A 25,001-nucleotide genomic window follows, 5' to 3' on the forward strand; every position below is an offset into this window, starting at 1 on the left:
CTGCCAGTATTCTACCAGAGCGCCGGCCGCCAGCCGCAGCGCGGCCGGGCGATCAGCCCAGCGGCATGGCCTGGGTGCGCACCCGCACGCGCCAGTCGGCGATGCCGCCGCCGATTTCGTGCAGCTGGAACACGCGCACAAAGGCGGGCGGGCGCTTGCGCAGCGCCGAGCAGTTGCCGCCGGCCCAGATTTCCACCGTCTCCGGCAGGCGCGCGCGCAGCTCTTTCAGGCCGTCCAGCGCCTGGCGCGGATTCATGGACGCCGACAGCGACAGCGCCACGATGTCCACGCCCAGGCTGCGGGCGGCGTCGGCCAGGTCCGGCACCGGGGTCTGCAGGCCGAGTGAAATGCCGTGCGCGCCTTCGGCGGCGAACAGCGCCTCGGCCATCAGCAGGCCCAGGCCGTGGCGCTCCTGTGGCAGCGTGGTGAGCAGGATGCGCGGGCGCGGCGCCGAGCTGTTGTTGGCGTTGCCCTGCGGTACAGAGAAAATGGCGCTGCGCATCACCATCTGCAGCGATTCTGCGAACAGGTGTTCTTCAAACACGGCGAAGCGGCCCGAGGCCCAGGCGTCGCCCACCATGGCCGTCAGCGGGGTGACCAGGTCGATGACGAAGCTCTTCAGGCCCATCACCAGCAGCGCCTGCGACAGCTTGCGGCGCAGCGCGTCCATCTGGTGCGATTTGCACAAGTCCAGATAGATCTGCATTTCCGGGTGGTGGGCGCGGCTGCGCGTCTTGTTGCCCTCGGCGGCCTTTTCGGCCAGCGCCTGCAGTTCTTCGGGGCTGTACTGGATCACCTTGCCGGGGCGGAAGCCCAGGTCGATCAGCCTTTTCACCAGGCGCAGCTTGACCACCTGCTCGGTCGGGTAGACGCGCTCGCCAAACGGATCGCGCAGCGGCTGTGGGAAGTCGTAGCGCCGTTCCCAGACGCGCAACGTCTCTTTGGCCACGCCGGTGTCGCGCTCAACGTCGCTGATGGTGCTGGGAACTGTCAAAAAGGAAGTCTCAGTGTTCATTGTGCCTATGCGGCCACTGGTTCGGGGTGGCCGCGCTTTCTGTGCGGGCGGATGCTTAACCGCTTGCGAACTGCATTCTACAATCGTTTCGTTAGAGAAAGTGTCCAGTACGGACGTGCGCTTTTCCGGCAAACCGCCTGATAGCCAAGCTTGTCCACGACACAGGCGGACAAGCAGGAACTCAGGGCGCGATTCCGTGCCTAGACGAGCTTTTGTATTGGACAATAAAGTCTTTATTTTTGTAAAAAAAAGATTGGCGAGTGTTGTATATGCAGGCGGATGGGAAGGCGGAGGGAGGCGAACTCGTTAATATAACGATAGGCTTTTTGGCGGGGCAGTCAAGGCCTGTGTGAGGCGGGGAGACCGCCGGCGCGGCGCCGACTATTCTATTGTGGAAATTACTTATAACTAACAAGTCCATGCAGGACGGCGCTGATTACTGTATAAATGATGCTGTTTGGTTCAGCTTGCAAGTAACGCCACCGGGCGCACTGGACGATTCATAACACTTGCTGGATTAGCAAACGGCCAGTATAGTGCCGCCTCCAGAGCGTATCGCTCTGTGACGAAGCCGGCGACAGCAAGCGGCAGCCTATATTAGTGACGCGTTTCTTATCCGAATACGCAGCGTGGCAATCGGGGATTGCTGTCACAACATAAATAAAGTGTGGCGCCTGAACATCAGGTGCAGACAAGCACAAGAATTGAGCCGTAGTTCCAGCTTTACCATTTTTGCAACACAAACTGAAGGAAACTCGTAATGAAAAAAACTCTGATCTCCATCGCAGTTCTGGGCGCAATGAGCAGTGCTGCTTTTGCCCAATCGAACGTCACCATCTACGGTATCGTTGATGCCGGCCTGGTCTCCGAGCGTGGCGGCAAAGCAGGTAACGTAACGAAGGTAAGCAGTGGTGTTGCCAACACTTCCCGTATCGGCTTCCGCGGTACCGAAGATCTGGGTGGCGGCCTGTCCGCAGTGTTCCTGCTGGAATCGGGCTTCGCAGCCGACACCGGCGTGGGCGACGCATCCGGCCTGTTCCAGCGTCAATCCTACGTTGGCCTGGTTTCGAAAGAAGCCGGTTCGCTGACCCTGGGCCGCCAGTACACCCCAATGTACAACGCCCTGGTGCAAGTTGCCGACCCGTTCCAGGCTGGCCTGGCTGGTTCCGCCAAGAACCTGTTCTCCGCTTCGGGCGCCAGCGTGCGTATCTCGAACTCGGTCAACTACAAGACCCCAACCTACAACGGTTTCAACGTTGAAGCGCAATACGGCGTGGGCGAACAGTCGAAAGCCGACGCTGGCCGTCAACTGGGCATCTCCCTGGCGTACACCAACGGTCCGCTGAACGCCCGTCTGGCTTACAACAACCGCAACAACGACGTTGCCGCAGCTGGCGCGCCAGTGGTGAACAACGAATACGCGCACAACACCCTGTTCGCCGCCAACTACGACTTCAACGTTGTAAAAGGCTACTTCGCGTACAGCAGCGACAAAGGCCCAAGCTCGTCGCCTATCCCTAACCCAACCGCCTTCACCGCAACCGCCGTGGCCGCGTCGAAAGACAGCGACACCATGCTGATCGGCGCAACCGCTCCTATCGGCGGCGCAGGCACCCTGATCGCTTCGTACATCCACAAGGATGACAACGAAGTGGCCAACCGCGATGCGAACCAGCTGGCAGTAGGCTACTCCTACGCCCTGTCGAAGCGTACCAGCACCTATGTTGCTTACGCCAAGATCAAGAACAAGCGCGGCGCCAGCTACACCGTTGGTAACAACGCTGAAGCCGGTTCGGGCGACAAAGCATTCAACGTGGGCATCAAGCACACCTTCTAATTCCGTGTAAGCGGAGTTACATGCTGAGAACGGCGGCCTGCGGGCCGCCGTTTTTTTATTCCAGTGCTAGAATTGCTGCCATGAAAATTGCCCATCAACTCGCGTGTTTCTCCCTGCTGGCGGCCAGTGCCGCGATCGCCGCGCCCAAGGCGCAGCAAGGCTTTCCCCGCTACGGCATGGCCGTGTATTCGGACTTGTGCGTGCATGCTGAAACAGGCGAGTTCGGCGGCCAGCGCATCAGCCTGCAGCGCTTTGCCGAAGTGGACACGGTGATCTATGAATTCACCGCCGGCGGCCTGAGCTGGCCGCTGGTGGCGCACGACGTCAACCTCGACCCGCGCGGCAAGCAGATGTATTTCAGCGTGCAGGTGGACGAGGAGGAGCGCACCATTAGCGGCAAGTTCGCCGACAATGGCGACACGCTGGTGCTCGATGGCGGCTATTGCGGCCAGCCGGACGTGCCGTCGCGTTTAAAGAAGGTGAAGGATTTCGGGCGCGCGGCGCCGGCCTGCAAACCGTGCCCCGCGCCCAAGCCGGCCCCGCTGGAGCCGGAAGAAGAGACGCCCGCCACGCCCAAGATGCCGCACGAGGCCCCCGTCAAGCAGGCCGCGCCGCAGCCCCAGCAGGCGTAGGGCGGGTAGGGCGGGTTAGCGGAACGCGTAACCCGCCGCAGCGCGCGCCGCCGCAGAGCCGGTTTAAGCCGTTTTAGCGGACAACGCCGCTTCCGCGTTCTTGCGTATGGTCTCCAGCGTGGCGCCCGGCGTAATCAGGTTGCCGTCGTAGCGCAGCTCGATCACCGCCGGCAAGCTCTTGCCGCGCGTATGGTCCAGCGCGCGCTGCAGCGCGGGCGCGAACTGCGCCGTTTCCGTCACCACCTCGCCATGCGCGCCATAGGCATGCGCCAGCGCCGCGAAGTCCGGATTATGCAGTTCCGTGCCCGACACGCGGCCCGGATAGTTCTTCTCCTGGTGCATGCGGATGGTGCCGAACATGCTGTTATTGAACACGATAATGATGACACCTGCGCGGTACTGCACCGCCGTGGCCAGCTCTTGGCCGTTCATCATGTATTCGCCGTCGCCGGCAAAGGTGATCACGGTGCGCGACGGATCGATAATCTTGGCCGCCACGCCGGCCGGCACGCTGTAGCCCATGGCGCCGCTGGTGGGCGCCAGCTGGGTGCGCATGCCGCCGTAGCGATGGAAGCGGTGCGCCCAAGTGGCGTAGTTGCCGGCGCCGTTGGTGATGATGGTATCGGCCGGGGTCAGCGCGTCCATGTCCTGCACCAGCTGCCACAGGTTCAGCGGCGCCTTGCCGTCCTGGAAAATGGGAGGCTGCTGCTGGAAGGCCGCGTACTCGGCGCGCGCCTCGGCCACGCTGCCCTGCCATGCGGCCGGGTCCACCGGCGCCATCTCCGCCAGCATGGCCGCCACTTGCGGCATGCCGCTGGCGATCATCAGTTCAGCCTGGTAGACGCTGCCCAGTTCCTCCGGGCTGGCGTGGATATGCACCAGGCGCTGCCGCGGCACCGGCGAGGACAGCAGCTCGTAGCCGCTGGTGGTCATCTCGCCCAGGCGCGGGCCGATGGCGATCAGCACGTCCGCATTCTTCACGCGCGCGGCCAGCTTGGGGTTGATGCCTATGCCCACGTCGCCCGCGTAGTGCGGATGGTTGTTGTCGAGCAGATCCTGGAAGCGGAAGGCGCAGGCCACCGGCAGCGCGTTGGCCTCGGCGAAGCGCTGCACGTCTGCGCAGGCTTGCGCGTTCCAGCCGCCGCCGCCCAGCAGCACCAGCGGGCGCTTGGCGCCGGCCAGCATGGCGCGCAGTTGGGCCATTTGCGGCTGCGACGGCGCGCCCTGGGTCGGCTGGTAGCGGCCGGTATCGGCCACGGCGGCCAGATTGGTCAGCATATCTTCCGGCAAGGCCAGCACCACGGGGCCGGGGCGGCCGCTGGTGGCCACCTGGAAGGCGCGCGCCATGTATTCGGGGATGCGGTCGGCGCGGTCGATTTGCGCGACCCATTTCGCCATCTGGCCGTACATGCGGCGGTAGTCGATTTCCTGGAAGGCCTCGCGGTCCATGAAGTCGCTGCCCACCTGGCCGATGAACAAAATCATCGGCGTGGAGTCCTGGAAGGCCGTGTGCACGCCGATGGAGGCGTTGGTCGCGCCCGGGCCGCGCGTGACGAAGCAGATGCCGGGCTGGCCGGTCATCTTGCCGTAGGCCTCGGCCATGAATGCCGCGCCGCCCTCCTGGCGGTTGATGATGAAGCGGATGCCGGACTCGTGCAGTGCGTCGAGCACGTCGAGATAGCTTTCGCCGGGCACGCCGAAGGCGGTGTCCACGCCGTGGATCTTCAGGGCGTCCACCAATATCTGGCCACCGGTGCGGGAGGGATGCGTCATGGTCTGACCTTTATGCGGGAAAGTGATGCGGCATTCTACGGCCAGCCACCGCCTGCGGCTTTTGAAATGGCGACATCAAATTTCCAAAAAGGGGTCAGGGTTGATTTTCCGGGTTGATATTCTCATACGGGAAAATCAACCCTGACCCCTTTTTGGCGGGTGGGGGCGGCGTGTTACAATACGCCCCGAAGCAAGCCAGACAGCCGCTGGCCGATGCAGCAATGCAAAGGCGGGAGGAAGGTCCGGACTCCATAGAGCGGGGTGACGGTTAACGGCCGTCCGTCGAAAGCCGCAAGGTATAAGGCGAGGAATAGGGCCACAGAGACGAGCGTATTAAGTTACGGTGAAACGCGGTAACCTCCACCTGGTGCAATTTCAAATAGGCACGCGATGATGCTGCTCGCGGAGCGTGCGGGTAGAAAGCTTGAGCGCTGGAGTAATCCAGCGCCTAGAGGAATGGCTGTCATAGCGCGGACCCGCAAGGGCGAGCGCCGTAACAAAATCCGGCCTACCGGCTTGCTTCAACTAACAATCTGCAGTGCTAGGGGACTAGCCGATGAAGAAATACATCCTGGCCCTTGACCAGGGCACCACCAGTTCGCGCGCCATCCTGTTCGACCAGCAGGGGCAAATCCACGGCAGCGCGGCGCTGGAATTCCCGCAGCATTATCCCCAGCCCGGCTGGGTCGAGCACGATCCCAACGAAATCTGGAACAGCCAGCTCACCGTGGCCCGCAAGGTGCTGCACGACCACCATGTCGATGCGCAGCAGGTGCTGGCCATCGGCATCGCCAACCAGCGCGAGACCACCGTGGTGTGGGACCGCAAGACCGGCGAGCCGATCGCGCCCGCCATCGTCTGGCAGGACCGCCGCACCGCCGACATCTGCGACCAGCTGCGCGCCGCCGGCAAGGCCAGGCTGATCGCCGAGTGCACCGGCCTGGAGCTGGACGCCTATTTTTCCGCCACCAAGATCAAATGGCTGCTGGACCACGTTCCCGGCGCGCGCGAGCGGGCGCGCCACGGCGCGCTGGCCTTCGGCACCATCGACACCTGGCTGGCGTGGAAGCTGTGCGGCGTGCACGTCACCGACGTCAGCAACGCCGCCCGCACCATGCTGTTCAATATCCACCTGATGCGCTGGGACGCCGACCTGCTGGCGCTGTTCGACATTCCCGAGCAGATGCTGCCGCAGGTGGTGTCCTCCAGCGAGGAGGTTGGCGTGACGCGCGCGGCCCTGTTCGGCGGCGAGATCCCGGTGGCCGGCATAGCGGGCGACCAGCAGGCCGCCACCTTCGGCCAGGCCTGCCACGCGCCGGGCATGGTCAAGAACACTTACGGCACCGGCTGCTTCATGCTGATGCATGCGGGGCAGCACGCCGCCGTGTCGCACAACCGCCTGCTCTCCACCGTGGGCTGGCGCGTGGACGGGCGCACCGACTACCTGCTCGAAGGCAGCGTCTTCATGGGCGGCGCCACCGTGCAATGGCTGCGCGACGGCCTGGGGATCATCAAGCAATCGAGCGACGTCGAGGCGCTGGCCGGCAGCGTGCCCGACAGCGGCGGCGTGCTGCTGGTGCCGGCCTTCACCGGCCTGGGCGCGCCGCACTGGGACCCTTACGCGCGCGGCACGCTGGCCGGCATGACGCGCGGCACCACCGCCGCGCACATCGCCCGCGCGGCGGTCGAATCGATCGCCTACCAGAGCGCCGAGCTGCTGGCCGCCATGCAGAAGGACGTGGCCGCCTCGCACCGCGCCATCCCCGTGACCGAAGTGCGGGCCGACGGCGGCGCCGCCCGCAACGACCTGCTGATGCAGTTCCAGGCCGACCTGCTGGGCGTGCCGGTGCTGCGGCCCAAGGTCACGGAAACCACCGCGCTGGGCGCCGCCTACCTGGCCGGGCTGGCGGTCGGCTTCTGGGAATCGAAGGAAGAAATCGCCGCGCAATGGCAGTGCGAGCGCCGTTTCGAGCCCGCCATGGGCGCCGATCAGCGCGCCGCGCTGCTGGACCGCTGGTCCCGCGCCGTCGAGCGCGCCAAGGGCTGGGAGGCGCCGCTCTGATGGCGAAACAGCTGCTGATCGAAGGCCGCGTGCAAGGCGTCGGCTACCGCGCCTCCTTCGCGGACGAGGCGCAGTCCCTGGGCCTCTCCGGCTGGGTACGCAACCGCCGCGACGGCTCCGTCGAGGCCGCCGTCGATGGCGATGCGCAGGCAGTCGAGGCCATCATCGAATGGTCCAAACGCGGCCCGCCCGCCGCCCGCGTGCACCAGGTCGCCGTGACCGATTTGGAAGCCCCGCCATCCCCCGGCCGCGAGTTCAAGATTCTGCCGACGCAATAAGCCCCCCAGCTTAGGCTTGGGCGCCAAGCGAACATTTACAAGGATTAATACGCGCTCGCGCGGTGCCGGGTGCGCGCGGCGCACGAGTCCAACGGCCCGACCTATGCCAGCGAAATCCTGACAACGGCGGAATTGCTCGAGCGCGTGCGCGCCTGAAGCGCCACGCCTGCCGCTGCTGCCCCTATGCGCCCAGCAGCGGCAGGAAGTTCTTGCTGAGCGGGACGGTGGCGGCCGCCAGCAGGGTTTGCAGGGTGATCAGCGCCGCCATCAGGCGGGCGTCGCCGCCCAGTTGCCGGGCCATGATGTAGGCGTTGGGCGCGGTGGGCAGGGCGCAAAAGAAGACCGCTGCCAGCGCCACCGGCCCGCCTATGCCGAACAGCAGGCACACTTTGGCCGCCACCAGCGGCATCAGCAGCAGTTTCAGCGCCGAGGTCCAGCCCAGCGCCACGGGCCGCAAGCCTTGCAGCGAAAACACCAGGCCGCTGCCCACGCAGACCAGGCCCAGGCACAGCGCCGCCTTGCCGAGGATGTCGAGCGTGTTCATCAAGGCCAGCGGCAGGGCCACGCCGGACAAACTCACCAGCATGCCGCTCAGCGTGGACAGGATGATGGGATTGCGCGCCAGCGTCTGCGCCACCTTGGCGTAGTCGGTCTTGCTGCCGCTCCACCACGACAGCGCGACGATAGACAGCATATTCACCACCGGCAGGCATAGCGCGAGCGCCAGCATCACCAGCGCGGCGGTCTTGGCGTCGAAGAACAGCGAGGACACGGCCAGCCCGAAATAGGTGTTGGGCCGCATGGCGCCCTGCAGCACGGAGGAGCGACTGGCGTCCGGCAAGCCGCGCGCGAAGGGCATGGCCACAAGCGCGACCGCGATGATGATAAAGGTCGGCAGCAGGGTGGCCAGCGCCAGTTCGCCCACCTGGCCGCCGCCGAAGCTCAGGCGGGCCGTGCCGGCGAACAGCAGGGCGGGGAAGGCGATGTTGTAGGAGAACTTTTCCACCGAGGGGAAAAAGGCCTCGGGCAGCCATTCGTAATGGCGGATGGCCACGCCCAGCAGGATGATGAGGAAAACGGGAAGGATGGAAGCAAGCATGCAGAAGCATACACCGGCGGCGGTCAGGGCGTGGCGGCGCCGGTTTGTTCTGCCGGTTGCTGCATTGCAGCAATTTGGAATTCTGGATTTCACGAATTTGCCAACTGTGGAATATACGTAGCTTGCCAATTGTGAAATATTACGATGTTGCATCGCAACATAAGCAGGAAATTTTGCTATGCAGTAACATGTTTCCTTCTGGAAAAAAATGTTATGTAAAAGGTATGATATGAATTGGTTGAAAAGACTCAAGTTGTCCACCAAGCTGGGCCTGGCGTTCGCCGCCGTGTTGGCGCTGACGGTGGGCGTAGGCGTGTTTTCCATCCTCAAGCTGGCCCAGGTCAACGCCACGGCCGGCGAGCTGTCTTCGCGCTGGATGCCCAGCATGCGCGCGGTGCAGGACATCAAGTCCCAGATCGCCCGCGTGCGCACCCGCGAGTTCCAGTACATTATTTCGACCGAGCAGGCCGACATGGACAAGTACGACAAGGTGATCGCGGCCGACCTGGTGGAGCTGGGCAAGATGCAGGCGGCCTATGTCGAACTGCTGGCCACGCCGGAGGAGAAGGCGCTGTATGCCGGCTTCGTCGCCATGTGGGAACGCTACATGGCCGAGGATGTGAAGATACGCGCCGCCGCCCGCGCCAATGACGACGCCGCCGCCAAGGCCTTGATACGGGGCGAGTCGAACAAGCTGATCGTGGCGCTGCGCGCCCAGGTCGACAAGCTGGTGGACCTGTACGGCGAAGGCGGCGTGGACGCCGCCCGCCACGGCGCCGACGTCTATGCCTCGGCGCGCGTATGGATTATTTCGCTGCTGGCCGCGAGTGTGGCCCTGGGCGCGCTGGGCGCCGCCCTGATCACCCGCTGGCTGACGCGCCGCCTGGGCGGCGAGCCGGAGTACGCGGCCGAGATCGCCGGCCGCATCGCCGCCGGCGAACTGTCGGTCGAGGTGCATACCGCGCCCGGCGACGGCGGCAGCCTGCTGCTGGCCATGGGCAGCATGCGCGAAAGCCTGGCCAATATCGTCGGCCAGGTGCGCGTGGCCACCGACACCATCGCCAGCGCCTCGGACCAGATCGTGGCCGGCAACCTGGACCTGTCGGCCCGCACCGAGCAGCAAGCCAGTTCGCTGGAGGAGACCGCCGCCGCGATGGAGGAGCTGACCACGGCCGTGAAGCACAATTCGGCCAGCGCGCGCCAGGCCAACCAGCTGGCGTTGGACGCGTCCGGCATCGCTGAAAAAGGCGGCGCCGTGGTGGGGCAGGTGGTGGAGACCATGGGCAGCATCAATGCCTCGGCCCGCAAGATCGTGGACATTATCGGCGTTATCGACGGGATTGCCTTCCAGACCAATATCCTGGCCCTGAACGCGGCCGTGGAAGCGGCCCGCGCGGGCGAGCAGGGCCGTGGCTTTGCCGTGGTGGCGACGGAAGTACGCAGCCTGGCGCAGCGCTCGGCTGCCGCCGCCAAGGAGATCAAGACCCTGATCGGCGACTCGGTGAACCAGGTGGAGGCGGGAAGCATGCTGGTCAGCCAGGCCGGCGAAACCATGAATGAGGTGGTGCAGAGCGTGCGCCGGGTGACGGCCATCATGGGCGAAATCACCGTGGCCGGGCAGCAGCAGAGCGCCGGCATCGAGCAGGTGAACCGCGCCATCGCCGAGATGGATGCAGTTACCCAGCAGAACGCGGCGCTGGTCGAGGAGGCGACTGCCGCCTCGCAAAGCATGCGTACCCAGGCGGGCGGCCTGGATGCCCTGGTCAGCATCTTCACGCTGGAAAGCGCCGGTTCCGCGCGCTCCGTCGCGCCGCGTACCGCGCCGCGCCGTTCCGCCATCGCTGTGCCGGTCCAGGCGCCGGCGCTGCGGCGCGCCGCCTGAGGCCGGGCGTCCTCCGCTGCTGTAATGCACCCCTCTCCGGGGTGCAAACAGGCGCGCCTTGCGCGTGCCTTTGCGTATAATATCGAGAGGTCCAGCCCGCACCGCCGGGCTTAAAATTGTCTATACAAGTTATCGCAATGGCAGTCAGAAGGAAAAGTTCAGCACTGGTTTGATCCCAAGATTCTTCGTCCTGCCTGATCGCGCGCAAAGCGCGGCAGAGTGCCAAATCCCACAGAAAATCACCCTCCTGTCCGCCCTTGCCAAGCTTGCTTGGCGCCGCCCGCTGCTGTTGTCGAATTGCTACGGCTCTGTTGTCTACTGGCAACCTTATGGTTATTTTTCAATTTTTTCTTGACATCTTTTTCACCCTGAGACTAGACCCAAGCAGCGGAACATTGATGAGATAGCACTTTCAGTATCGGATGTAAGTCTCTAATTTCACGACACATTTTTACTTGAGCTTGCATCAAGGAACGACGCTAAGTCCTTAATTTCATTAATAAAATCCATGTTTTTCCAATTGGAAAGCGCTTGACCACTATCTTTCCATCCTCTAAAGTGGGCAACTGTGTGAAAAAGTGTAGTTTTGTGGGATTTTCCGCCCTCTTTTTCAGCCCCACTACTTAAAAGGTAATACGTGTTTCAAGGCGCTTCCGCGATCACTCTCGATGCGAAAGGCAGGATGTCCATCCCGGCCAAGCATCGCGACGCACTGGCTATCCAGTGCGAAGGACGCCTCACGCTTACCAAGCACCCGGACGGCTGCCTGCTGATGTACCCGCGCCACGTGTGGGAAGCCAAGCGCGACCAGATCGCCGCCTGGCCGATGTCGGCCCGCGGCTGGCAGCGCATTCTGCTGGGCAACGCCAGCGACGTGGAAATGGACTCGGCCGGCCGCATCCTGGTGGCGCCCGAGCTGCGCGACGCCGTCGGCCTGGGCCGCGAGGTCGTGCTGTCCGGCATGCTGACCCATTTCGAGATCTGGGATCCGGCCCGCCGTGCCGAAAACGAGCAGCAAACCATCGACGTCGGCATGCCCGACGCGCTTTCCGATTTTTCTTTCTAAGGCCCGCCCAAAATGACTTCAGTTGCGGTGCCAGAATTCCAGCATCGTACGGTGCTGCTAGACGAGGCGGTGGACGCGCTCCAGCTTGAGGGCGAGCGCGCCAACGGCCTCTATATAGACGGCACTTTCGGCCGTGGCGGCCACAGCCGCCTGATCCTGTCGCGCCTGGGCGCGCAAGGCCGCCTGCTGGCCTTCGACAAGGACCTGCAGGCCATCGCCACCGCCGAACAAATCACCGATCCCCGTTTCCAGATCGTGCACGACAGTTTCGCCACCATGGCCGAAGCGCTGCAAGAGCGCGCCATGCCCAAGGTGGACGGCGTGCTGTTGGACCTGGGCATCTCTTCGCCGCAGGTGGACGACGCCGCCCGTGGCTTCAGTTTCCGCAACGATGGTCCGCTCGACATGCGCATGGATACCACCCGTGGCCAGTCGGCCGCGGAATGGCTGGCTACCGAAACAGTAGAGACACTGGAAAAGGTGATAAAAGAATATGGGGAAGAACGGTTTGCTTTTCAGATTGCAAAGGCGATTGTTGCTCGCCGGGCAGTCGAGCCAATTTCAACCACACGACAGCTTGCCGGTATCGTGGCAGGGGCGGTCAAGACCCGTGAAAAGGGCAAGGACCCGGCCACCCGGACTTTTCAGGCTATCCGGATTCACATCAATAAGGAGCTTGAGGATCTCGAAGCCGGACTGACCCACGCCTACGACTGCGTGGCGCCGGGCGGCATCCTGGCCATCATCAGCTTCCATTCGCTGGAAGACCGCATGGTCAAGCGCTTCTTCGCGTCCAAGGCCAATGTGCCGCAGCCGGACCGCCGCCTGCCCATCCGCGCGGCGGACCTGCCGCAGCCGGAGCTCAAGCTGCTGGGCAAGATCAAGCCATCCGACGCTGAGGTGGAAGCCAACCCGCGCGCCCGCTCGGCGGTGATGCGCGTGGCGCGCCGCCTGCCGTATGACGACAAGGCGGCTGCGTGAGTTTCAAGATCAACCTCGTCCTGGCGGCCTTCCTGGTCGGCTGCGCGCTCTCGCTGGTGAACGCGCAGTACCAGGCGCGCCACCTGTTTATCGACCTGGAGCGCGCGCAAGCGAAGGCGCGCCAGCTCGATATCGACTGGGCGCAGCTGCAGCTGGACCAGTCCAAGCTGGGCAAGCACGCCCGTATCGAGGAAATCGCCCGCCGCGACCTGAACATGACGCAGCTCACGCCGAACCGCACGCAATACCTGACGCAAGGGGACAAGTAATGCGGGCAGGCGGCGGAGCAAACAGCGCACGCGTGGCACGCTCGAAGGGCATGCCATTCACGAAGAACCCGATGCTGGCGGTCAGCCTGCCGCCGTGGCGTTCGCGCGTGGTGCTGTTCGTGCTGTTCGCCGCTTTCGCCGCGCTGGCAGTGCGCGCCCTGTGGCTGCAAGGCGTGTCGACCCAGTTCCTGCAAAAGCAGGGCGAGGCGCGCTACGCCTTCACGCTGGAGCTGCCCGCCACGCGCGGCAAGATCACCGACCGCAACGGCCAGGTGCTGGCGTCGTCGGTGCCGGTGAAAGCCATCTGGGCGATACCGGACGACGTGCTGGCCGCGCCGCCCGAGAAAATCCGCGCGCTGGCCGCCCTGCTTGAAATGAACGAGGCGGACCTGCGCAAGAAGCTCGATTCCGACCGCGACCTGGTCTACCTGAAACGCCAGGTGGAGATGGACGTGGCGGCCAAGATCGCCGAACTGAAAATCGAAGGCATCGAAGCGCGCAAGGAATACAAGCGCTTCTACCCGCAAGGCGAAGTGATGACCCACGTGGTGGGCTTCACCAACGTGGAGGACGTGGGCCAGGAGAGCATGGAGCTGGCGCAGCAGAAGACGCTGCAGGGCGCCACCGGCAGCCGCCGCGTGATCAAGGACCGCCTGGGCCACATCGTCGAGGACGTGGGCTCCATCCACGAGCCGCACGACGGCAAGGATTTGACGCTGTCGGTGGACAGCAAGATCCAGTACATCGCCTACACCCAGCTCAAGGGCGCGGTGGAGAAGTTCAAGGCCAAGGCCGGCGGCGCGGTGGTGCTGGACGTGCACACCGGCGAAGTGCTGGCGCTGGCCAACTACCCGAGCTACGACCCGAACGACCGCCGCTCGCTGACCGGCGCGCAGCTGCGCAACCGCGTCATGACCGACACCTTCGAGCCCGGCTCCACGCTCAAACCCATCACCGTGGCGCTGGCGCTGGACAGCGGCCGCGTGAACCCGAATTCCTATATCGACACCGGCGCCGGCAAGTACACCATCCTGGACCGCACCATCAGCGACACCAAGGGCCACGGCGTGATCAACGTGCAGCAGATTATCGAAATGTCGTCCAATATCGGCACCTCGAAAATCGCGCTCAGCATGCCCTCGCAGGAGATGTGGGAGATGTTCACCAAGGTAGGCTTCGGCCAGCAGCCGAAGTGGGGCTTCCCCGGCGCGGTGGCCGGCCGCGTGCGTCCTTACAAATCGTGGCGCCCCATCGAGCAGGCCACCATGAGCTACGGTAACGGCATTTCGGTGTCGCTGATCCAGCTGGCACGTTCCTACATGATGTTTGCGCGTAACGGCGACACCATACCGCTGTCCTTCCAGAAGGTGACGGAGCCGCCGGTGGGGCAGCAGATCATCAAGCCCAAGACCGCGGAACAGATGCGCGCCATGCTGGAGACCGTTGTGTCCGGCAAGGACGGCACCGCCAAGCAGGCGCAGATTCCAGGCTACCGCGCAGGCGGCAAAACCGGCACCGCCTACAAGGTGGAAAACGGCCGCTACGCCATGCCGCGCAAATACATCGGCTCCTTCGTCGGCATGGTGCCGATGTCGAATCCGCGCTTCATCATCGCTGTCATGATCGACGAACCTACGCAGGGCGGCCACTACGGCGGCCAGGTCGCGGCGCCTACGTTTGCCGCCGTTGCGGCCAATGCGCTGCGTTCGCTGAACGTTCCGCCGGATTCGTCCGTCACTGAAATTGTCATCCCTGCCGACGGCGGGGCGGACGTAATGTAAGAGCGCCCATGACACCTAACGAAATCAGCAACTGGATCAAACAGACGGTGCCCAACGGGCAATTGGTCTCCGATTCGCGCCGCGTCAAACCGGGCGATGTGTTCTTCGCCTATCCCGGCGACGGCAAGGACGGGCGCGGCTACATCGCCGCCGCCATCGAGCAGGGCGCCGCCGGCATTGTCTACGAAGAGCAGGGCGCGCAAGCCTATCCCTGGGACGACGCCGCGTGGAATGTGCCGCACCTCGCCGTCAAGGACCTGAAGCGCCGCTCCGGCCCCATCGCGCAGGCCTTCTATAATTATCCGGACGCCAGCATGTACACCGTGGCCGTCACCGGCACCAACGGCAAGACCTCGTGCGCCGTGTGGCTGGGCCAGGCGCTGAGCCGCCTGGGCGACCTTACCGCCGTCATCGGCACGCTGGGCGTGGGAATGTCGCGCGCGCGCGGTGAAGTGGAGTTCGACCCCACCGGCTACACCACGCCGGACGCCGTGCTGCTGGCGCAGAAACTGGCCGAAACGCGCGACCTGGGCGCCACCGCGCTGGCGATCGAAGTCACCTCCATCGGCCTGGACCTGGGCCGCACCGACGGCATGCACTTCGACGTGGCGCTGTTCACCAACCTCACGCGCGACCACCTGGACCACCACGGCACCATGGAAGCCTACGAGGCGGCCAAGACCAAGCTGTTCGACAGCCCCGGCCTGCAAGCCTCGGTGGTGAACCTGGACGACGCCATGGGCCGCCGCCTGGCGGACCGCATCACCGCGCGCAAGGACCGCGTGGTCGGCTACACGCTGCGCGACGCGGCCGAGCTGCCGGACCTGCCCGGCGTGGACATGCTGCGCGCCAGCCAGCTGCGCACCCGCAGCGCCGGCACCGAATTCCACCTCGACACGCCGCAAGGCAGCACCTTGGTGAAGACCCACCTGGTGGGCCAGTTCAACATCAGCAACGCGCTGGCGGTGCTGGGCGCCTTGCTGGTCAAGGGCGCCACCCTGCGCGCCGCCGTGGAAGCCATCGAAGGCCTGACCTCGGCGCCGGGCCGCATGCAGCAGATTGGCGGCAACGAGGCGCCCATGGTGGTGGTGGACTATGCCCACACGCCGGACGCGCTGGAGAAGACGCTGGAAACGCTGCGCGTCGTGGCGCAGGAGCGCGGCGGCCAGCTGTGGTGCGTGTTCGGCTGCGGCGGCGACCGCGACCCGGGCAAGCGCCCGCAGATGGGCCGCGTGGCGCAGATCGCCGAGCACGTGGTGGTCACCAGCGACAATCCGCGCAGCGAAGATCCGCACGCCATCATTGAACAGATTATCGCGGGCATGGACGCCAGCCACCCGACCTCCGTATTCCAGACGGTGGACGACCGCGCCGCCGCCATCCTGTCGGCCATCAAGCACGCCGCCAAGCCGGACGTGATCCTGCTGGCCGGGAAGGGCCATGAGGCCTACCAGGAAATCAAGGGCCGCAAGATCCCGTTCTCGGACGCGGACCATGCCCAGCTGGCGCTGTCGGCCCGCCTCACCATGATGAGGACCAATTGATGCACGCAACACTGGCCCAGCTGCTGGCGGCGATTCCCGGCGCGACGTTTGCGCCGGGCGCTTCCGCAGCCACGCCCGACGCTGTCGCATTCGACGGCGTTTCCACCGACAGCCGCAGCACGCCTGCCGGCTCGCTGTTCGTCGCCCTGCGCGGCGAGAACTTCGACGCCCACGATTTCCTGCTGGACGGCCCCAACGCCGTGGCGGGCAAGGGCGTTGCCGCCGTCGTGGCCGAACGCCTGCCGCAGGGCTGGACCCTGCCGGCCCTGCTGGTGCCGGACACGCTGGCCGCGCTGGGCCGCATCGCCAACTACTGGCGCAAGCAGTACGCGCTGCCCGTCATCGGCGTTACCGGCAGCAACGGCAAGACCACGGTCAAGGAAATGATCGCCTCCATCCTGGCGGCGGCGCACGGCGAGGACGGCCGCCTGGCCACGCGCGGCAACCTGAATAACGAAATCGGCGTGCCGCTCACGCTGTTCCGCCTGGACGCGGCGCACCAGTCGGCCGTGATTGAACTGGGCATGAACCACCCCGGCGAGATCGGCCGCCTGAGCGCCATCGCCGAGCCCACCATCGCCCTGGTGAACAACGCCCAGCGCGAGCACCAGGAATTCATGCACACGGTGGAAGCGGTGGCGCGCGAAAACGGCGCCGTGCTGGCCGCGCTGCCTGCGGACGGCGTGGCCGTTTTCCCGCAGCACGACGAATTCACGCCGGTCTGGCGCGAGCTGGCCGCCGGCCGCAGCACGCTGACCTTCGGCCTGACCAAGGAAGCCAATGTCTCGTGCACCTTCCGCGCGGGCGACTTCGGCAACCAGATGTTTATCACCGTGCGCGAGAGCGAAGGCGATCCGCTGCAGTTCTTTGTCGCGCTGCAGGCGGCGGGCGAGCACAACGTGCTGAACGCGCTGGCCGCCGTGGCCTGCACTTACGCCGCCGGCGTCAGCGCCGAGCATATCAAGCTGGGCTTGGACACTTTTGCGCCTGTCAGCGGCCGCCTGCAGAAAAAGGCCGCGCTGAACGGCGCCGTCGTCATCGATGACAGCTACAACGCAAACCCTGACTCCGTGCGCGCCGCCATCGACGTGCTGGCCAAAGCCCCCGCGCCGCGCGTGCTGGTGCTGGGGGACATGGGCGAAGTGGGCGCGCAGGGCCGGGAATTCCACGAGGAGATCGCCGCCTACGCCGCCAGCAAGAACCTGGAACACGTCCTCGTTACCGGAGAGCTGGCGCGCCACATGAGCAACCCCGGCGCGGCTGGCACAGTGCGCCATTTTGAAGAATTCGACGCGCTGCTCGCTGCCGTGGACGCAGCAGCAACGCCGGATGCAACCGTATTGATCAAGGGCTCCCGCTTCATGAAAATGGAACGGGTCGTGCAGCATTTGATTGGATCGCAACAAGCTAACAAAGGAACTCACTAATCATGCTGCTCTGGCTCGCACAAATGTTCCAGGACGACTTCGGTCCCCTGCGGGTATTCAACTTCATCACCGCGCGCGCGGTGTTCGCCACCATCACGGCGCTGATCATCGGCCTGTGGGCCGGCCCGTCCGTGATCCGCAAGCTGACCGCCATGAAGTACGGCCAGGCCGTGCGCACCGACGGTCCGCAAACGCATTTGAAAAAACACGGCACGCCCACCATGGGCGGCGTGCTGCTGCTGATCGCCATCGGCGTGTCCACGCTGCTGTGGTGCGACTGGTCGAACCGTCTGATCTGGCCGGTGATCGTGGTCACCATCGGCTTCGGCGCGGTGGGCTGGGTGGACGACTACCGCAAGGTGGTGCGCCAGGATCCGGAAGGCATGCGCTCCGGCGAAAAATATTTCTGGCAGTCGCTGGTGGGCATAGGCGCCGCGCTGTACCTGGCGTTCTCGGTGTCCGCACCCACGCCGGCCAAGGTGTTCGAGCTGTTCTTCGCCTGGGTGCAGTCCGGCTTCTCCATGGACCTGCCGCCCAAGGCCGACCTGATCGTGCCGTTCTTTAAAACCATCAGCTATCCGCTGGGCGTGTGGGGCTTTATCGCGCTGACCTACTGCGTCATCGTCGGCACCAGCAACGCCGTGAACTTCACCGACGGCCTGGACGGCCTGGCCATCATGCCGACCGTGATGGTGGGCTCGGCGCTCGGCCTGTTCGCCTACCTGACCGGCAGCACCGTGTACGCCAAATACCTGTTCATTCCGCACATTCCCGGCGCCGGTGAGCTCATCATCTTCTGCGGCGCCATGGCGGGGGCCGGCCTGGCCTTCCTCTGGTATAACACGCACCCCGCGCAAGTGTTCATGGGCGACGTGGGCGCGCTGGCGCTGGGCGGCGCGCTCGGCACCATCGCCGTCATCGTGCGCCAGGAAATCGTGCTGTTCATCATGGGCGGCATCTTCGTGGCTGAAACCGTGTCCGTGATTATCCAGGTGGGCTGGTTCAAATACACCAAGAAGCGCTACGGCACCGGCCGCCGCGTCTTCCTCATGGCGCCGCTGCACCACCACTTTGAACAAAAGGGCTGGAAAGAGACCCAGGTCGTCGTCCGTTTCTGGATTGTGACGATGATGCTGGTACTGGTTGGCCTGTCTACCTTGAAACTGCGCTGATGAGCTACGACGGCAAACGGGTGTTGGTACTCGGGCTGGGCGAATCCGGCCTGGCGATGGCGCTATGGCTGGCCCGTGGCGGCGCGCGCGTGCGCGTGGCCGACACGCGCGCCGAGAGCGCCGTGGCCGACCGCCTGGCCGCCCTGAAGGCCGCCGTGCCGGACGCCGAATTCATCGGCGGCCGCCTGGACATCGCGCTGCTGTACGACACCGACTTCGTCGCCATCAGCCCCGGCCTCGCCCCGCAAGGCGACGTGGCCGACCTGATGCGCGCCGCAGCCGCCGTGAGCATTCCCGTGTGGGGCGAGATCGAACTGTTCGCCCAGGCGCTGGCGTCGCTGAAGGAAGAACGCGGCTACGCGCCGAAAGTCATCGCCATCACCGGCACCAACGGCAAGACCACCGTCACCAGCCTGACCGGCCAGCTGTGCCAGCGCGCAGGCTTCAGCGTGCGCGTGGCGGGCAATATCAGCCCGGCCGCGCTGGACGTGCTGCGTGAAGTGATCGAGGCCGATGCACTGCCGCAGGTTTGGGTGCTCGAGCTGTCCAGCTTCCAGTTGCACACCACCTTCAGCCTGCAGGCGGACGCCGCCACCGTATTGAACGTGACCCAGGACCACCTGGACTGGCACGGCTCGATGGACGCCTACGCCGCCGACAAGGCCCGCATCTTCGGCGCCGGCACCGTGCGCGTGCTGAACCGCGATGACGCCACCGTGATGCGCATGGCCAATCCGGTCGGCGAGAACGTCAGCTTCGGCACCGGCGAACCGGCGGAAGCGGGCAGCTTCGGCCTGCACAACGAGCGCGGCATCCACTGGCTGGCAACCGCCGTGCCGGACGAGGACGCGGAGCCGCCGAAAAAGCGCAAGAAGAACGATCCGGCCCCGGAACCTGTGGCCACCACCGTCAAGAACCTGATGCCGTCGGACGCGCTGCAGATCCGTGGCCTGCACAATGCCTCCAACGCGCTGGCCGCGCTGGCGCTGTGCCGCGCCATCGGCCTGCCGTTCGCGCCGCTGCTGCACGGCCTGCGCGAATATCGCGGCGAGCCGCACCGCGTCGAGCTGGTGGCCGCCATCGACGGCGTGGAATACTACGACGACAGCAAGGGCACCAACGTGGGCGCCACCGTGGCCGCGCTGAACGGCCTGGGCAAGAGCTTCACCGGCGCCGGCCAGCGTTTGCTGCTGATCGCCGGCGGCGACGGCAAGGGCCAGGCGTTCGATCCGCTGGCCGAACCCGTGTCGCGCTACGTGCGCGCGGTGATGCTGATCGGCCGCGATGCGCCGGCGCTGCGCGCCGCGCTGGAGCAAGGCGGCGTGGTGGAAGCCGGCATCGACCTGGCCGACTGCGGCACCGACCTGCCGTCCGCCGTGCGCCTGGCCGCCAAGCTGGCCAAGCCTGGCGACGCCGTGCTGCTGTCGCCGGCCTGCGCCAGCCTGGACATGTTCAAGAACTACGCGCACCGCGCGCAGGTCTTCATCGACACCGTGCGCGACATCGCGCTCGACGCCGGGCAGGAGATCTGATCCATGGCCTTCCAGCTGCCATTCCGCTTCTCCTCTTCCTCCACGGGTTCCACGGCCATCGACAGCCGCGCGCGCCCGTCGAAGATGATGGAGTACGACCAGCTGCTGGTGTGGGTGGTGCTGATCCTCATGCTGCTGGGGATGGTGATGGTGTATTCGGCCTCGATCTCGCTGCCGGACTCGCCCAAGTACGCTGCCTACAAGAACAACTACTTCCTGGTGCGCCAGGCCAGTTTTATCGGCATCTCGGTGCTGGTGGGGCTGATGACCTTCCGCATTCCCGTCGCCGTGTGGCAGCGCACCGCGCCCTATCTGTTCATCGGCACGCTGGTGCTGCTGATGGCGGTGCTGATACCCGGCCTGGGCGTGGTGGTGAACGGCGGGCGCCGCTGGCTGTCGCTGAAGGTGTTCAACTTCCAGCCGTCCGAGCTGATGAAGGTGGTGATCGTGCTGTACGCGGCCGACTACACCGTGCGCAAGCAGGAATACATGCACAAGCTGACCAAGGGCTTTATGCCGATGGCGCTGGCGGTGAGCTTCGTCGGCCTGCTGCTGCTGCTCGAACCCGACCTGGGCGCTTTTGGCGTGATCGTCTGCATCGCCATGGGCATCCTGTTCCTGGGCGGTATCAACGCCATCTGGTTCGGCGGCATAGGCGCCATGCTGGTGACGATATTCGTGGCCATCATCGCGCTGTCCAAATTCCGGCGCGACCGTTTCTTCGCCTATCTGAATCCCTGGGAAGAGGACAATGCGCTGAACAAGGCTTACCAGCTGACGCACTCGCTGATCGCTTTCGGGCGCGGCGAGATTTTTGGCGTTGGCCTGGGCGGCAGCCTGGAAAAGCTGCACTACCTGCCGGAAGCGCACACCGACTTCCTGCTGGCCGTGATCGGCGAGGAGCTGGGCCTGGCCGGCGTGCTGTGCGTGGTGGCCATGTTCTACTGGGTGGTCAAGCGCGCCTTCGACATCGGCCGCCAGGCCATCGCCATCGACCAGACCTTTGCCGGCCTCGCGGCCAAGGGCATCGGCATCTGGATCGGCGTGCAGACCTTCATCAATATGGGCGTGAACCTTGGCCTGCTGCCTACCAAGGGCCTGACCCTGCCGCTGATGAGCTACGGCGGCACCGGCATTATGATTAACTGCGTCGGACTCGCGATCCTGCTTCGGATCGACTACGAGAACCGGGTCCTGATGCGCGGCGGCAGAATATGAAACGACTGATGATTATGGCAGCCGGCACCGGCGGCCACATTTTCCCCGGCCTGGCGATTGCGCAGGCCATGCGCGCGCGCGGCTGGGAAGTGAGCTGGCTGGGTACGAGCCACGGCATGGAGCAGGAGCTGGTGCCCAAGCACGGCATCGCGATCGACACCATCAACTTCTCCGGCATGCGCGGCAAGGGCATCAAGCACAGCCTGGGCGGCGCGCTGAAGATGCTGGCCGCCTTCGCCGACTGCTTCCGCTTCCTGGGCCAGCGCAAGCCGGACGCGGTGCTGGGCATGGGCGGCTACGTCACCGTGCCGGGCGGCCTGATGGCGCGCCTGCGCGGCGTGCCCATGGTGCTGGTGAACGCGGACGCGGCGCTACTGCTGTCGAATAAAACGCTGGCGCCTTTCGCCGGGCGCGTGTGCTTCGGCTTCCCGGCCGATTTCGGCGCGGCGGCCAGCAAGGCCGTCGTCACCGGCAATCCGGTGCGCCAGGAGATCCTGGACATGGCCGCGCCCGAAGCGCGCTTCGAGGGCCGCAGCGGCGCCTTGCGCGTGCTGGTGGTGGGTGGCAGCCTGGGCGCCAAAGCGCTGAACGACAACCTGCCCGCCGCGCTGGCGCTGATCCCCGAGGCGCAGCGCCCGGTGGTGACGCACCAGTCGGGCAAAAAGAATATCGACGCGCTGCGCGCAGGCTACGCCGAAGCGGGCGTGCAGGCCAGGGTGGTCGACTTTATCGAGGACATGGCGCGAGCCTACGCCGAGGCGGACCTGGTGATTTGCCGCGCAGGCGCCATCACCGTGTCCGAACTGACGGCGGCCGGCGTGGCGAGCGTGCTGGTGCCGCTGGTGGCGTCCACCACCAGCCACCAGCGCGACAACGCGCAGTGGATGGCCAAGCAGAACGCCTCCATCCATATGCCGCAGACGGAAATGAACCCGCGCAGCCTGGCAACCCTGCTGGAGACGCTCACGCGCGGCGCCTGCCAGACCATGGCCGTGGCGGCCCGCAAGGCGGGCAAGCGCGACGCGAACAACGCGATCGCACAAGTACTGGAAGAACTAACATGAAGCACAAAGTCAAAAACATACATTTCGTCGGCATCGGCGGCAGCGGCATGAGCGGCATAGCCGAAGTGCTGCTCACGCTGGGCTACAACGTATCGGGCTCGGACCTGGGCGCCAACGCCGTCACGCAGCGCCTGATCGACATGGGCGCCACCGTGCACCAGGGCCACGCAGAAACCCATATAGGCAACGCCGACGCGGTGGTCACGTCCACCGCCGTCAAGGCCGACAATCCGGAAGTGGTGGCGGCGCGCGCGCGCAAGATCCCCATCGTCCCGCGCGCGGTGATGCTGGGCGAGCTGATGCGCCTGAAGCGCGGCATCGCCATCGCCGGCACGCACGGCAAGACCACCACCACCAGCCTGGTGGCCTCGGTGCTGGCGCAGGGCGGCCTGGACCCGACCTTTGTGATCGGCGGCCGCCTGACCGCAGCCGGCGCCAACGCCAAGCTGGGCACCGGCGACTATCTGGTGGCCGAGGCCGACGAGTCGGACGCGTCCTTCCTGAACCTGACGCCGATGATAGAAGTCATCACCAATATCGACGCCGACCATATGGAAACGTATGAGCACGACTTCGAAAAACTGAAGCAGGCCTTCGTCCACTTCACGCACCGCCTGCCGTTCTACGGCCGCGCCATGCTGTGCATCGACGACGTGCATGTGCGCAGCATCATCCCGCACGTGACCAAGCCCATCACCACCTACGGCTTCAGCGAGGACGCCGAAGTGCGCGCCGTGAACGCGCGCGCCGTGGGCGTGCAGATGCATTTCACCGTGCTGCAGGAAGGCTATCCGGACCTGGACGTGGTGCTCAACCAGCCCGGCATGCACAACGTGCTGAACGCCTGCTCGGCGGTCGCCATCGCGCGCGAAATCGGCATCGAGGACAGCGCCACCCAGGCCGGCCTGGCCGGCTTCGCGGGCGTGGGCCGCCGCTTCACGCGCTACGGCGAGACCGCCATCCAGGGCGACCAGGCCAAGGGCGCCTTCGCGCTGGTGGACGATTTCGGCCACCACCCGGTGGAAACGGAAGTCACGCTGGCCGCCGCGCGTGCCGCCTATCCGGGCCGCCGCCTGGTGCTGGCGTTCCAGCCGCACCGCTACAGCCGCACGCGCGACCTGTTCGAGGACTTCGCCCGCGTGCTCTCCAGCGTGGACGTGCTGGTGCTGGCCGACGTGTACGCGGCCGGCGAGCAGCCCATCGTGGCGGCCGACGGCCGCTCGCTGGCGCACGCCATCCGCGCGCGCGGCAAGGTCGAGCCGGTGTTCGTGGAGAACATCGCCGACATGCCGGAAACCATCATGAACGTGGTGCGCGACGGCGACGTCGTGCTCACCATGGGCGCAGGCTCGATCAGCGGCGTCCCTGCAAAACTGTCTACTTACACGAAGGCCTAAGAAGTGAACGCGACTCAATTCCTCTCCGCGCAAGAAGCGCAAGCTTTCGGCAAAGTCGGCGTGCTGTTCGGCGGCCGTTCGGCCGAGCGCGATGTGTCCATCATGTCCGGTTCCGGCGTGCTGGCCGCGCTGCAAAGCCAGGGCATAGACGCCCACGCCTTCGACCCCGGCCAGCGTTCGCTCGCCGAGCTGGCCGCTGAGAACTTCGACCGCGTGTTCATCGCGCTGCACGGCCGCTTCGGCGAAGACGGCAGCCTGCAAGGCGCGCTGGAACTGCTGGGTATTCCTTACACCGGCAGCGGCGTGATGGCCAGCTCGGTGGGCATGGACAAGATCACCACCAAGATCCTGTGGCTGGCCGAACACCTGCCCACGCCGAAGTACGCCGTGCTCAACGCGAACTCGGACCTGGACAAAGTGGCGGCCAGCCTGGGCCTGCCGCTGATCGTCAAACCGCCTCACGAAGGCTCGACCATCGGCATCACCAAGGTGGAGCAGGCGGCCGATTTCAAGGCGGCCTACGACATCGCCGCAGCGCTGGACGACTCGGTGCTGGCCGAGGAATTCGTCACCGGCCGCGAATTTACCGTCGCAGTCCTGGGCACCGGTGTCAACGCGCGCGCGCTGCCCATCGTTGAGATCGTCGCGCCGCAGGGCAATTACGACTACCAGAACAAGTACTTCACCGACGACACGCAGTATTTCTGCCCCGCCGTGCTGGACGCGGCGCTGACCGCCGAAATGCAGCGCATCGCCGTGCAGGCCTACCGCTCGCTGGGCTGCGAGGGCTGGGGCCGGGTCGACGTGCTGCTGCGCGTGGCCGACAACAAGCCCTTCCTGCTGGAAGTGAACACCTCGCCGGGCATGACCAGCCACTCGCTGGTGCCGATGGCGGCGCGCGCGGAAGGCATCAGCTATGAGCAGCTGTGCGTGGAGATACTGCGCTCGGCACGACTGAAGATGAAGGGGTAG

The 25,001-nt window shown here is 65.3% G+C and carries 20 protein-coding genes and 1 other RNA gene; 18 read left to right on the forward strand and 3 right to left on the reverse strand.

Translation table 11 applies throughout. The annotated features are described in order from the left end of the window. Positions 1-52 precede the first annotated feature (52 nt). The gene (locus KT882_RS06980) at positions 53-994 is read right to left on the reverse strand and encodes a MerR family transcriptional regulator (RefSeq protein WP_228895070.1); all 942 of its coding nucleotides are present in this window, start codon (positions 992-994) and stop codon (positions 53-55) included. Positions 995-1,775: 781 nt separating this feature from the next. Between KT882_RS06980 and KT882_RS06985 the strand changes: the two genes are divergently transcribed. Both KT882_RS06985 and KT882_RS06990 read left to right on the forward strand, forming a co-directional pair. Next, on the forward strand, positions 1,776-2,852 hold the full coding sequence (locus KT882_RS06985; protein WP_161071587.1) for a porin: 1,077 nt from the start codon (positions 1,776-1,778) through the stop codon (positions 2,850-2,852). An 80-nt stretch (positions 2,853-2,932) separates the two neighbouring features. Next, complete coding sequence (locus tag KT882_RS06990) at positions 2,933-3,484, forward strand: hypothetical protein (protein ID WP_161071586.1); 552 nt, start codon at positions 2,933-2,935, stop codon at positions 3,482-3,484. A 63-nt stretch (positions 3,485-3,547) separates the two neighbouring features. Here the strand turns inward: KT882_RS06990 and KT882_RS06995 are convergent, their stop codons facing one another. Continuing rightward, entirely contained in the window at positions 3,548-5,257 is a 1,710-nt protein-coding gene (locus KT882_RS06995) for a thiamine pyrophosphate-binding protein (RefSeq protein ID WP_228895072.1), read from the reverse strand. 187 nt (positions 5,258-5,444) lie between these two features. On the opposite strand from KT882_RS06995, the gene rnpB reads away from it, so the two are divergent. From rnpB to KT882_RS07010, 3 genes are all read left to right on the forward strand, one after another. Further along, positions 5,445-5,784: RNase P RNA component class A (gene rnpB, locus KT882_RS07000), an RNA gene on the forward strand. Positions 5,785-5,813: 29 nt separating this feature from the next. Further along, positions 5,814-7,319, forward strand: coding sequence for a glycerol kinase GlpK (gene glpK / locus KT882_RS07005; RefSeq protein ID WP_228895074.1), 1,506 nt, complete (start codon positions 5,814-5,816; stop codon positions 7,317-7,319). Beyond that, positions 7,319-7,597: an acylphosphatase gene (locus tag KT882_RS07010; RefSeq protein WP_228895076.1), complete on the forward strand. Its 279-nt coding sequence runs from the start codon at positions 7,319-7,321 to the stop codon at positions 7,595-7,597. Before glpK ends, KT882_RS07010 begins: the two co-directional genes overlap by 1 nt. Positions 7,598-7,778: 181 nt before the next feature. Here KT882_RS07010 and KT882_RS07015 read toward each other — a convergent pair whose 3' ends face one another. Further along, positions 7,779-8,696, reverse strand: coding sequence for an AEC family transporter (locus KT882_RS07015; protein ID WP_161071582.1), 918 nt, complete (start codon positions 8,694-8,696; stop codon positions 7,779-7,781). Between the two features lie 229 nt (positions 8,697-8,925). On the opposite strand from KT882_RS07015, the gene KT882_RS30755 reads away from it, so the two are divergent. The 13 genes from KT882_RS30755 to KT882_RS07085 all read left to right on the forward strand — a co-directional run bounded on the left by KT882_RS30755 (position 8,926) and on the right by KT882_RS07085 (position 25,001). Then, positions 8,926-10,578, forward strand: a complete 1,653-nt coding sequence (locus KT882_RS30755; protein WP_321170332.1) for a methyl-accepting chemotaxis protein — start codon at positions 8,926-8,928, stop codon at positions 10,576-10,578. Between the two features lie 637 nt (positions 10,579-11,215). Then, complete coding sequence (gene mraZ / locus KT882_RS07030) at positions 11,216-11,644, forward strand: division/cell wall cluster transcriptional repressor MraZ (protein ID WP_161071579.1); 429 nt, start codon at positions 11,216-11,218, stop codon at positions 11,642-11,644. Between the two features lie 12 nt (positions 11,645-11,656). After that, the gene (gene rsmH / locus KT882_RS07035; protein ID WP_161071578.1) at positions 11,657-12,625 is read left to right on the forward strand and encodes a 16S rRNA (cytosine(1402)-N(4))-methyltransferase RsmH; all 969 of its coding nucleotides are present in this window, start codon (positions 11,657-11,659) and stop codon (positions 12,623-12,625) included. After that, positions 12,622-12,894, forward strand: coding sequence for a cell division protein FtsL (gene ftsL / locus KT882_RS07040; protein ID WP_161071577.1), 273 nt, complete (start codon positions 12,622-12,624; stop codon positions 12,892-12,894). The genes rsmH and ftsL overlap by 4 nt, the downstream gene beginning before the upstream one ends. Beyond that, positions 12,894-14,675 (forward strand): peptidoglycan D,D-transpeptidase FtsI family protein, encoded by a 1,782-nt coding sequence (locus KT882_RS07045; protein ID WP_161071576.1) that lies wholly within the window; start codon positions 12,894-12,896, stop codon positions 14,673-14,675. The genes ftsL and KT882_RS07045 overlap by 1 nt, the downstream gene beginning before the upstream one ends. An 8-nt stretch (positions 14,676-14,683) precedes the next feature. After that, the gene (locus tag KT882_RS07050) at positions 14,684-16,219 is read left to right on the forward strand and encodes a UDP-N-acetylmuramoyl-L-alanyl-D-glutamate--2,6-diaminopimelate ligase (RefSeq protein WP_161071575.1); all 1,536 of its coding nucleotides are present in this window, start codon (positions 14,684-14,686) and stop codon (positions 16,217-16,219) included. Further along, complete coding sequence (locus tag KT882_RS07055) at positions 16,219-17,646, forward strand: UDP-N-acetylmuramoyl-tripeptide--D-alanyl-D-alanine ligase (protein ID WP_228895078.1); 1,428 nt, start codon at positions 16,219-16,221, stop codon at positions 17,644-17,646. The genes KT882_RS07050 and KT882_RS07055 overlap by 1 nt, the downstream gene beginning before the upstream one ends. A gap of 2 nt (positions 17,647-17,648) precedes the next feature. Continuing rightward, positions 17,649-18,818 (forward strand): phospho-N-acetylmuramoyl-pentapeptide-transferase, encoded by a 1,170-nt coding sequence (gene mraY / locus KT882_RS07060; RefSeq protein WP_161071573.1) that lies wholly within the window; start codon positions 17,649-17,651, stop codon positions 18,816-18,818. Continuing rightward, positions 18,818-20,350: a UDP-N-acetylmuramoyl-L-alanine--D-glutamate ligase gene (gene murD / locus KT882_RS07065; protein WP_228895080.1), complete on the forward strand. Its 1,533-nt coding sequence runs from the start codon at positions 18,818-18,820 to the stop codon at positions 20,348-20,350. Before mraY ends, murD begins: the two co-directional genes overlap by 1 nt. 3 nt (positions 20,351-20,353) lie before the next feature. Further along, complete coding sequence (gene ftsW / locus KT882_RS07070) at positions 20,354-21,568, forward strand: putative lipid II flippase FtsW (RefSeq protein ID WP_161071571.1); 1,215 nt, start codon at positions 20,354-20,356, stop codon at positions 21,566-21,568. Beyond that, on the forward strand, positions 21,565-22,632 hold the full coding sequence (murG, locus tag KT882_RS07075; protein ID WP_228895082.1) for an undecaprenyldiphospho-muramoylpentapeptide beta-N-acetylglucosaminyltransferase: 1,068 nt from the start codon (positions 21,565-21,567) through the stop codon (positions 22,630-22,632). Before ftsW ends, murG begins: the two co-directional genes overlap by 4 nt. Next, positions 22,629-24,029 (forward strand): UDP-N-acetylmuramate--L-alanine ligase, encoded by a 1,401-nt coding sequence (gene murC / locus KT882_RS07080; protein WP_161071569.1) that lies wholly within the window; start codon positions 22,629-22,631, stop codon positions 24,027-24,029. The genes murG and murC overlap by 4 nt, the downstream gene beginning before the upstream one ends. A gap of 3 nt (positions 24,030-24,032) precedes the next feature. Further along, positions 24,033-25,001, forward strand: a complete 969-nt coding sequence (locus KT882_RS07085) for a D-alanine--D-alanine ligase (protein ID WP_161071568.1) — start codon at positions 24,033-24,035, stop codon at positions 24,999-25,001.

The sequence above is a fragment of the Pseudoduganella aquatica genome (genome assembly GCF_020865585.1).
In the GTDB taxonomy this organism is placed as follows: Bacteria; Pseudomonadota; Gammaproteobacteria; order Burkholderiales; family Burkholderiaceae_D; genus Rugamonas; species Rugamonas aquatica_A.

Bases quoted from the DNA above. Each gene is read 5' to 3' on its own strand.
- murD (WP_228895080.1), top strand. From the start codon at position 18,818: ATGAGCTACGACGGCAAACGGGTGTTGGTACTCGGGCTGGGCGAATCC.
- glpK (WP_228895074.1), top strand. From the start codon at position 5,814: ATGAAGAAATACATCCTGGCCCTTGACCAGGGCACCACCAGTTCGCGC.
- KT882_RS07015 (WP_161071582.1), bottom strand. From the start codon at position 8,696: ATGCTTGCTTCCATCCTTCCCGTTTTCCTCATCATCCTGCTGGGCGTG.
- murC (WP_161071569.1), top strand. From the start codon at position 22,629: ATGAAGCACAAAGTCAAAAACATACATTTCGTCGGCATCGGCGGCAGC.
- KT882_RS06985 (WP_161071587.1), top strand. From the start codon at position 1,776: ATGAAAAAAACTCTGATCTCCATCGCAGTTCTGGGCGCAATGAGCAGT.
- murG (WP_228895082.1), top strand. From the start codon at position 21,565: ATGAAACGACTGATGATTATGGCAGCCGGCACCGGCGGCCACATTTTC.
- KT882_RS30755 (WP_321170332.1), top strand. From the start codon at position 8,926: ATGAATTGGTTGAAAAGACTCAAGTTGTCCACCAAGCTGGGCCTGGCG.
- KT882_RS07045 (WP_161071576.1), top strand. From the start codon at position 12,894: ATGCGGGCAGGCGGCGGAGCAAACAGCGCACGCGTGGCACGCTCGAAG.
- KT882_RS06990 (WP_161071586.1), top strand. From the start codon at position 2,933: ATGAAAATTGCCCATCAACTCGCGTGTTTCTCCCTGCTGGCGGCCAGT.
- KT882_RS07050 (WP_161071575.1), top strand. From the start codon at position 14,684: ATGACACCTAACGAAATCAGCAACTGGATCAAACAGACGGTGCCCAAC.
- rsmH (WP_161071578.1), top strand. From the start codon at position 11,657: ATGACTTCAGTTGCGGTGCCAGAATTCCAGCATCGTACGGTGCTGCTA.
- KT882_RS06995 (WP_228895072.1), bottom strand. From the start codon at position 5,257: ATGACGCATCCCTCCCGCACCGGTGGCCAGATATTGGTGGACGCCCTG.
- KT882_RS07055 (WP_228895078.1), top strand. From the start codon at position 16,219: ATGCACGCAACACTGGCCCAGCTGCTGGCGGCGATTCCCGGCGCGACG.
- mraY (WP_161071573.1), top strand. From the start codon at position 17,649: ATGCTGCTCTGGCTCGCACAAATGTTCCAGGACGACTTCGGTCCCCTG.
- KT882_RS07010 (WP_228895076.1), top strand. From the start codon at position 7,319: ATGGCGAAACAGCTGCTGATCGAAGGCCGCGTGCAAGGCGTCGGCTAC.
- ftsW (WP_161071571.1), top strand. From the start codon at position 20,354: ATGGCCTTCCAGCTGCCATTCCGCTTCTCCTCTTCCTCCACGGGTTCC.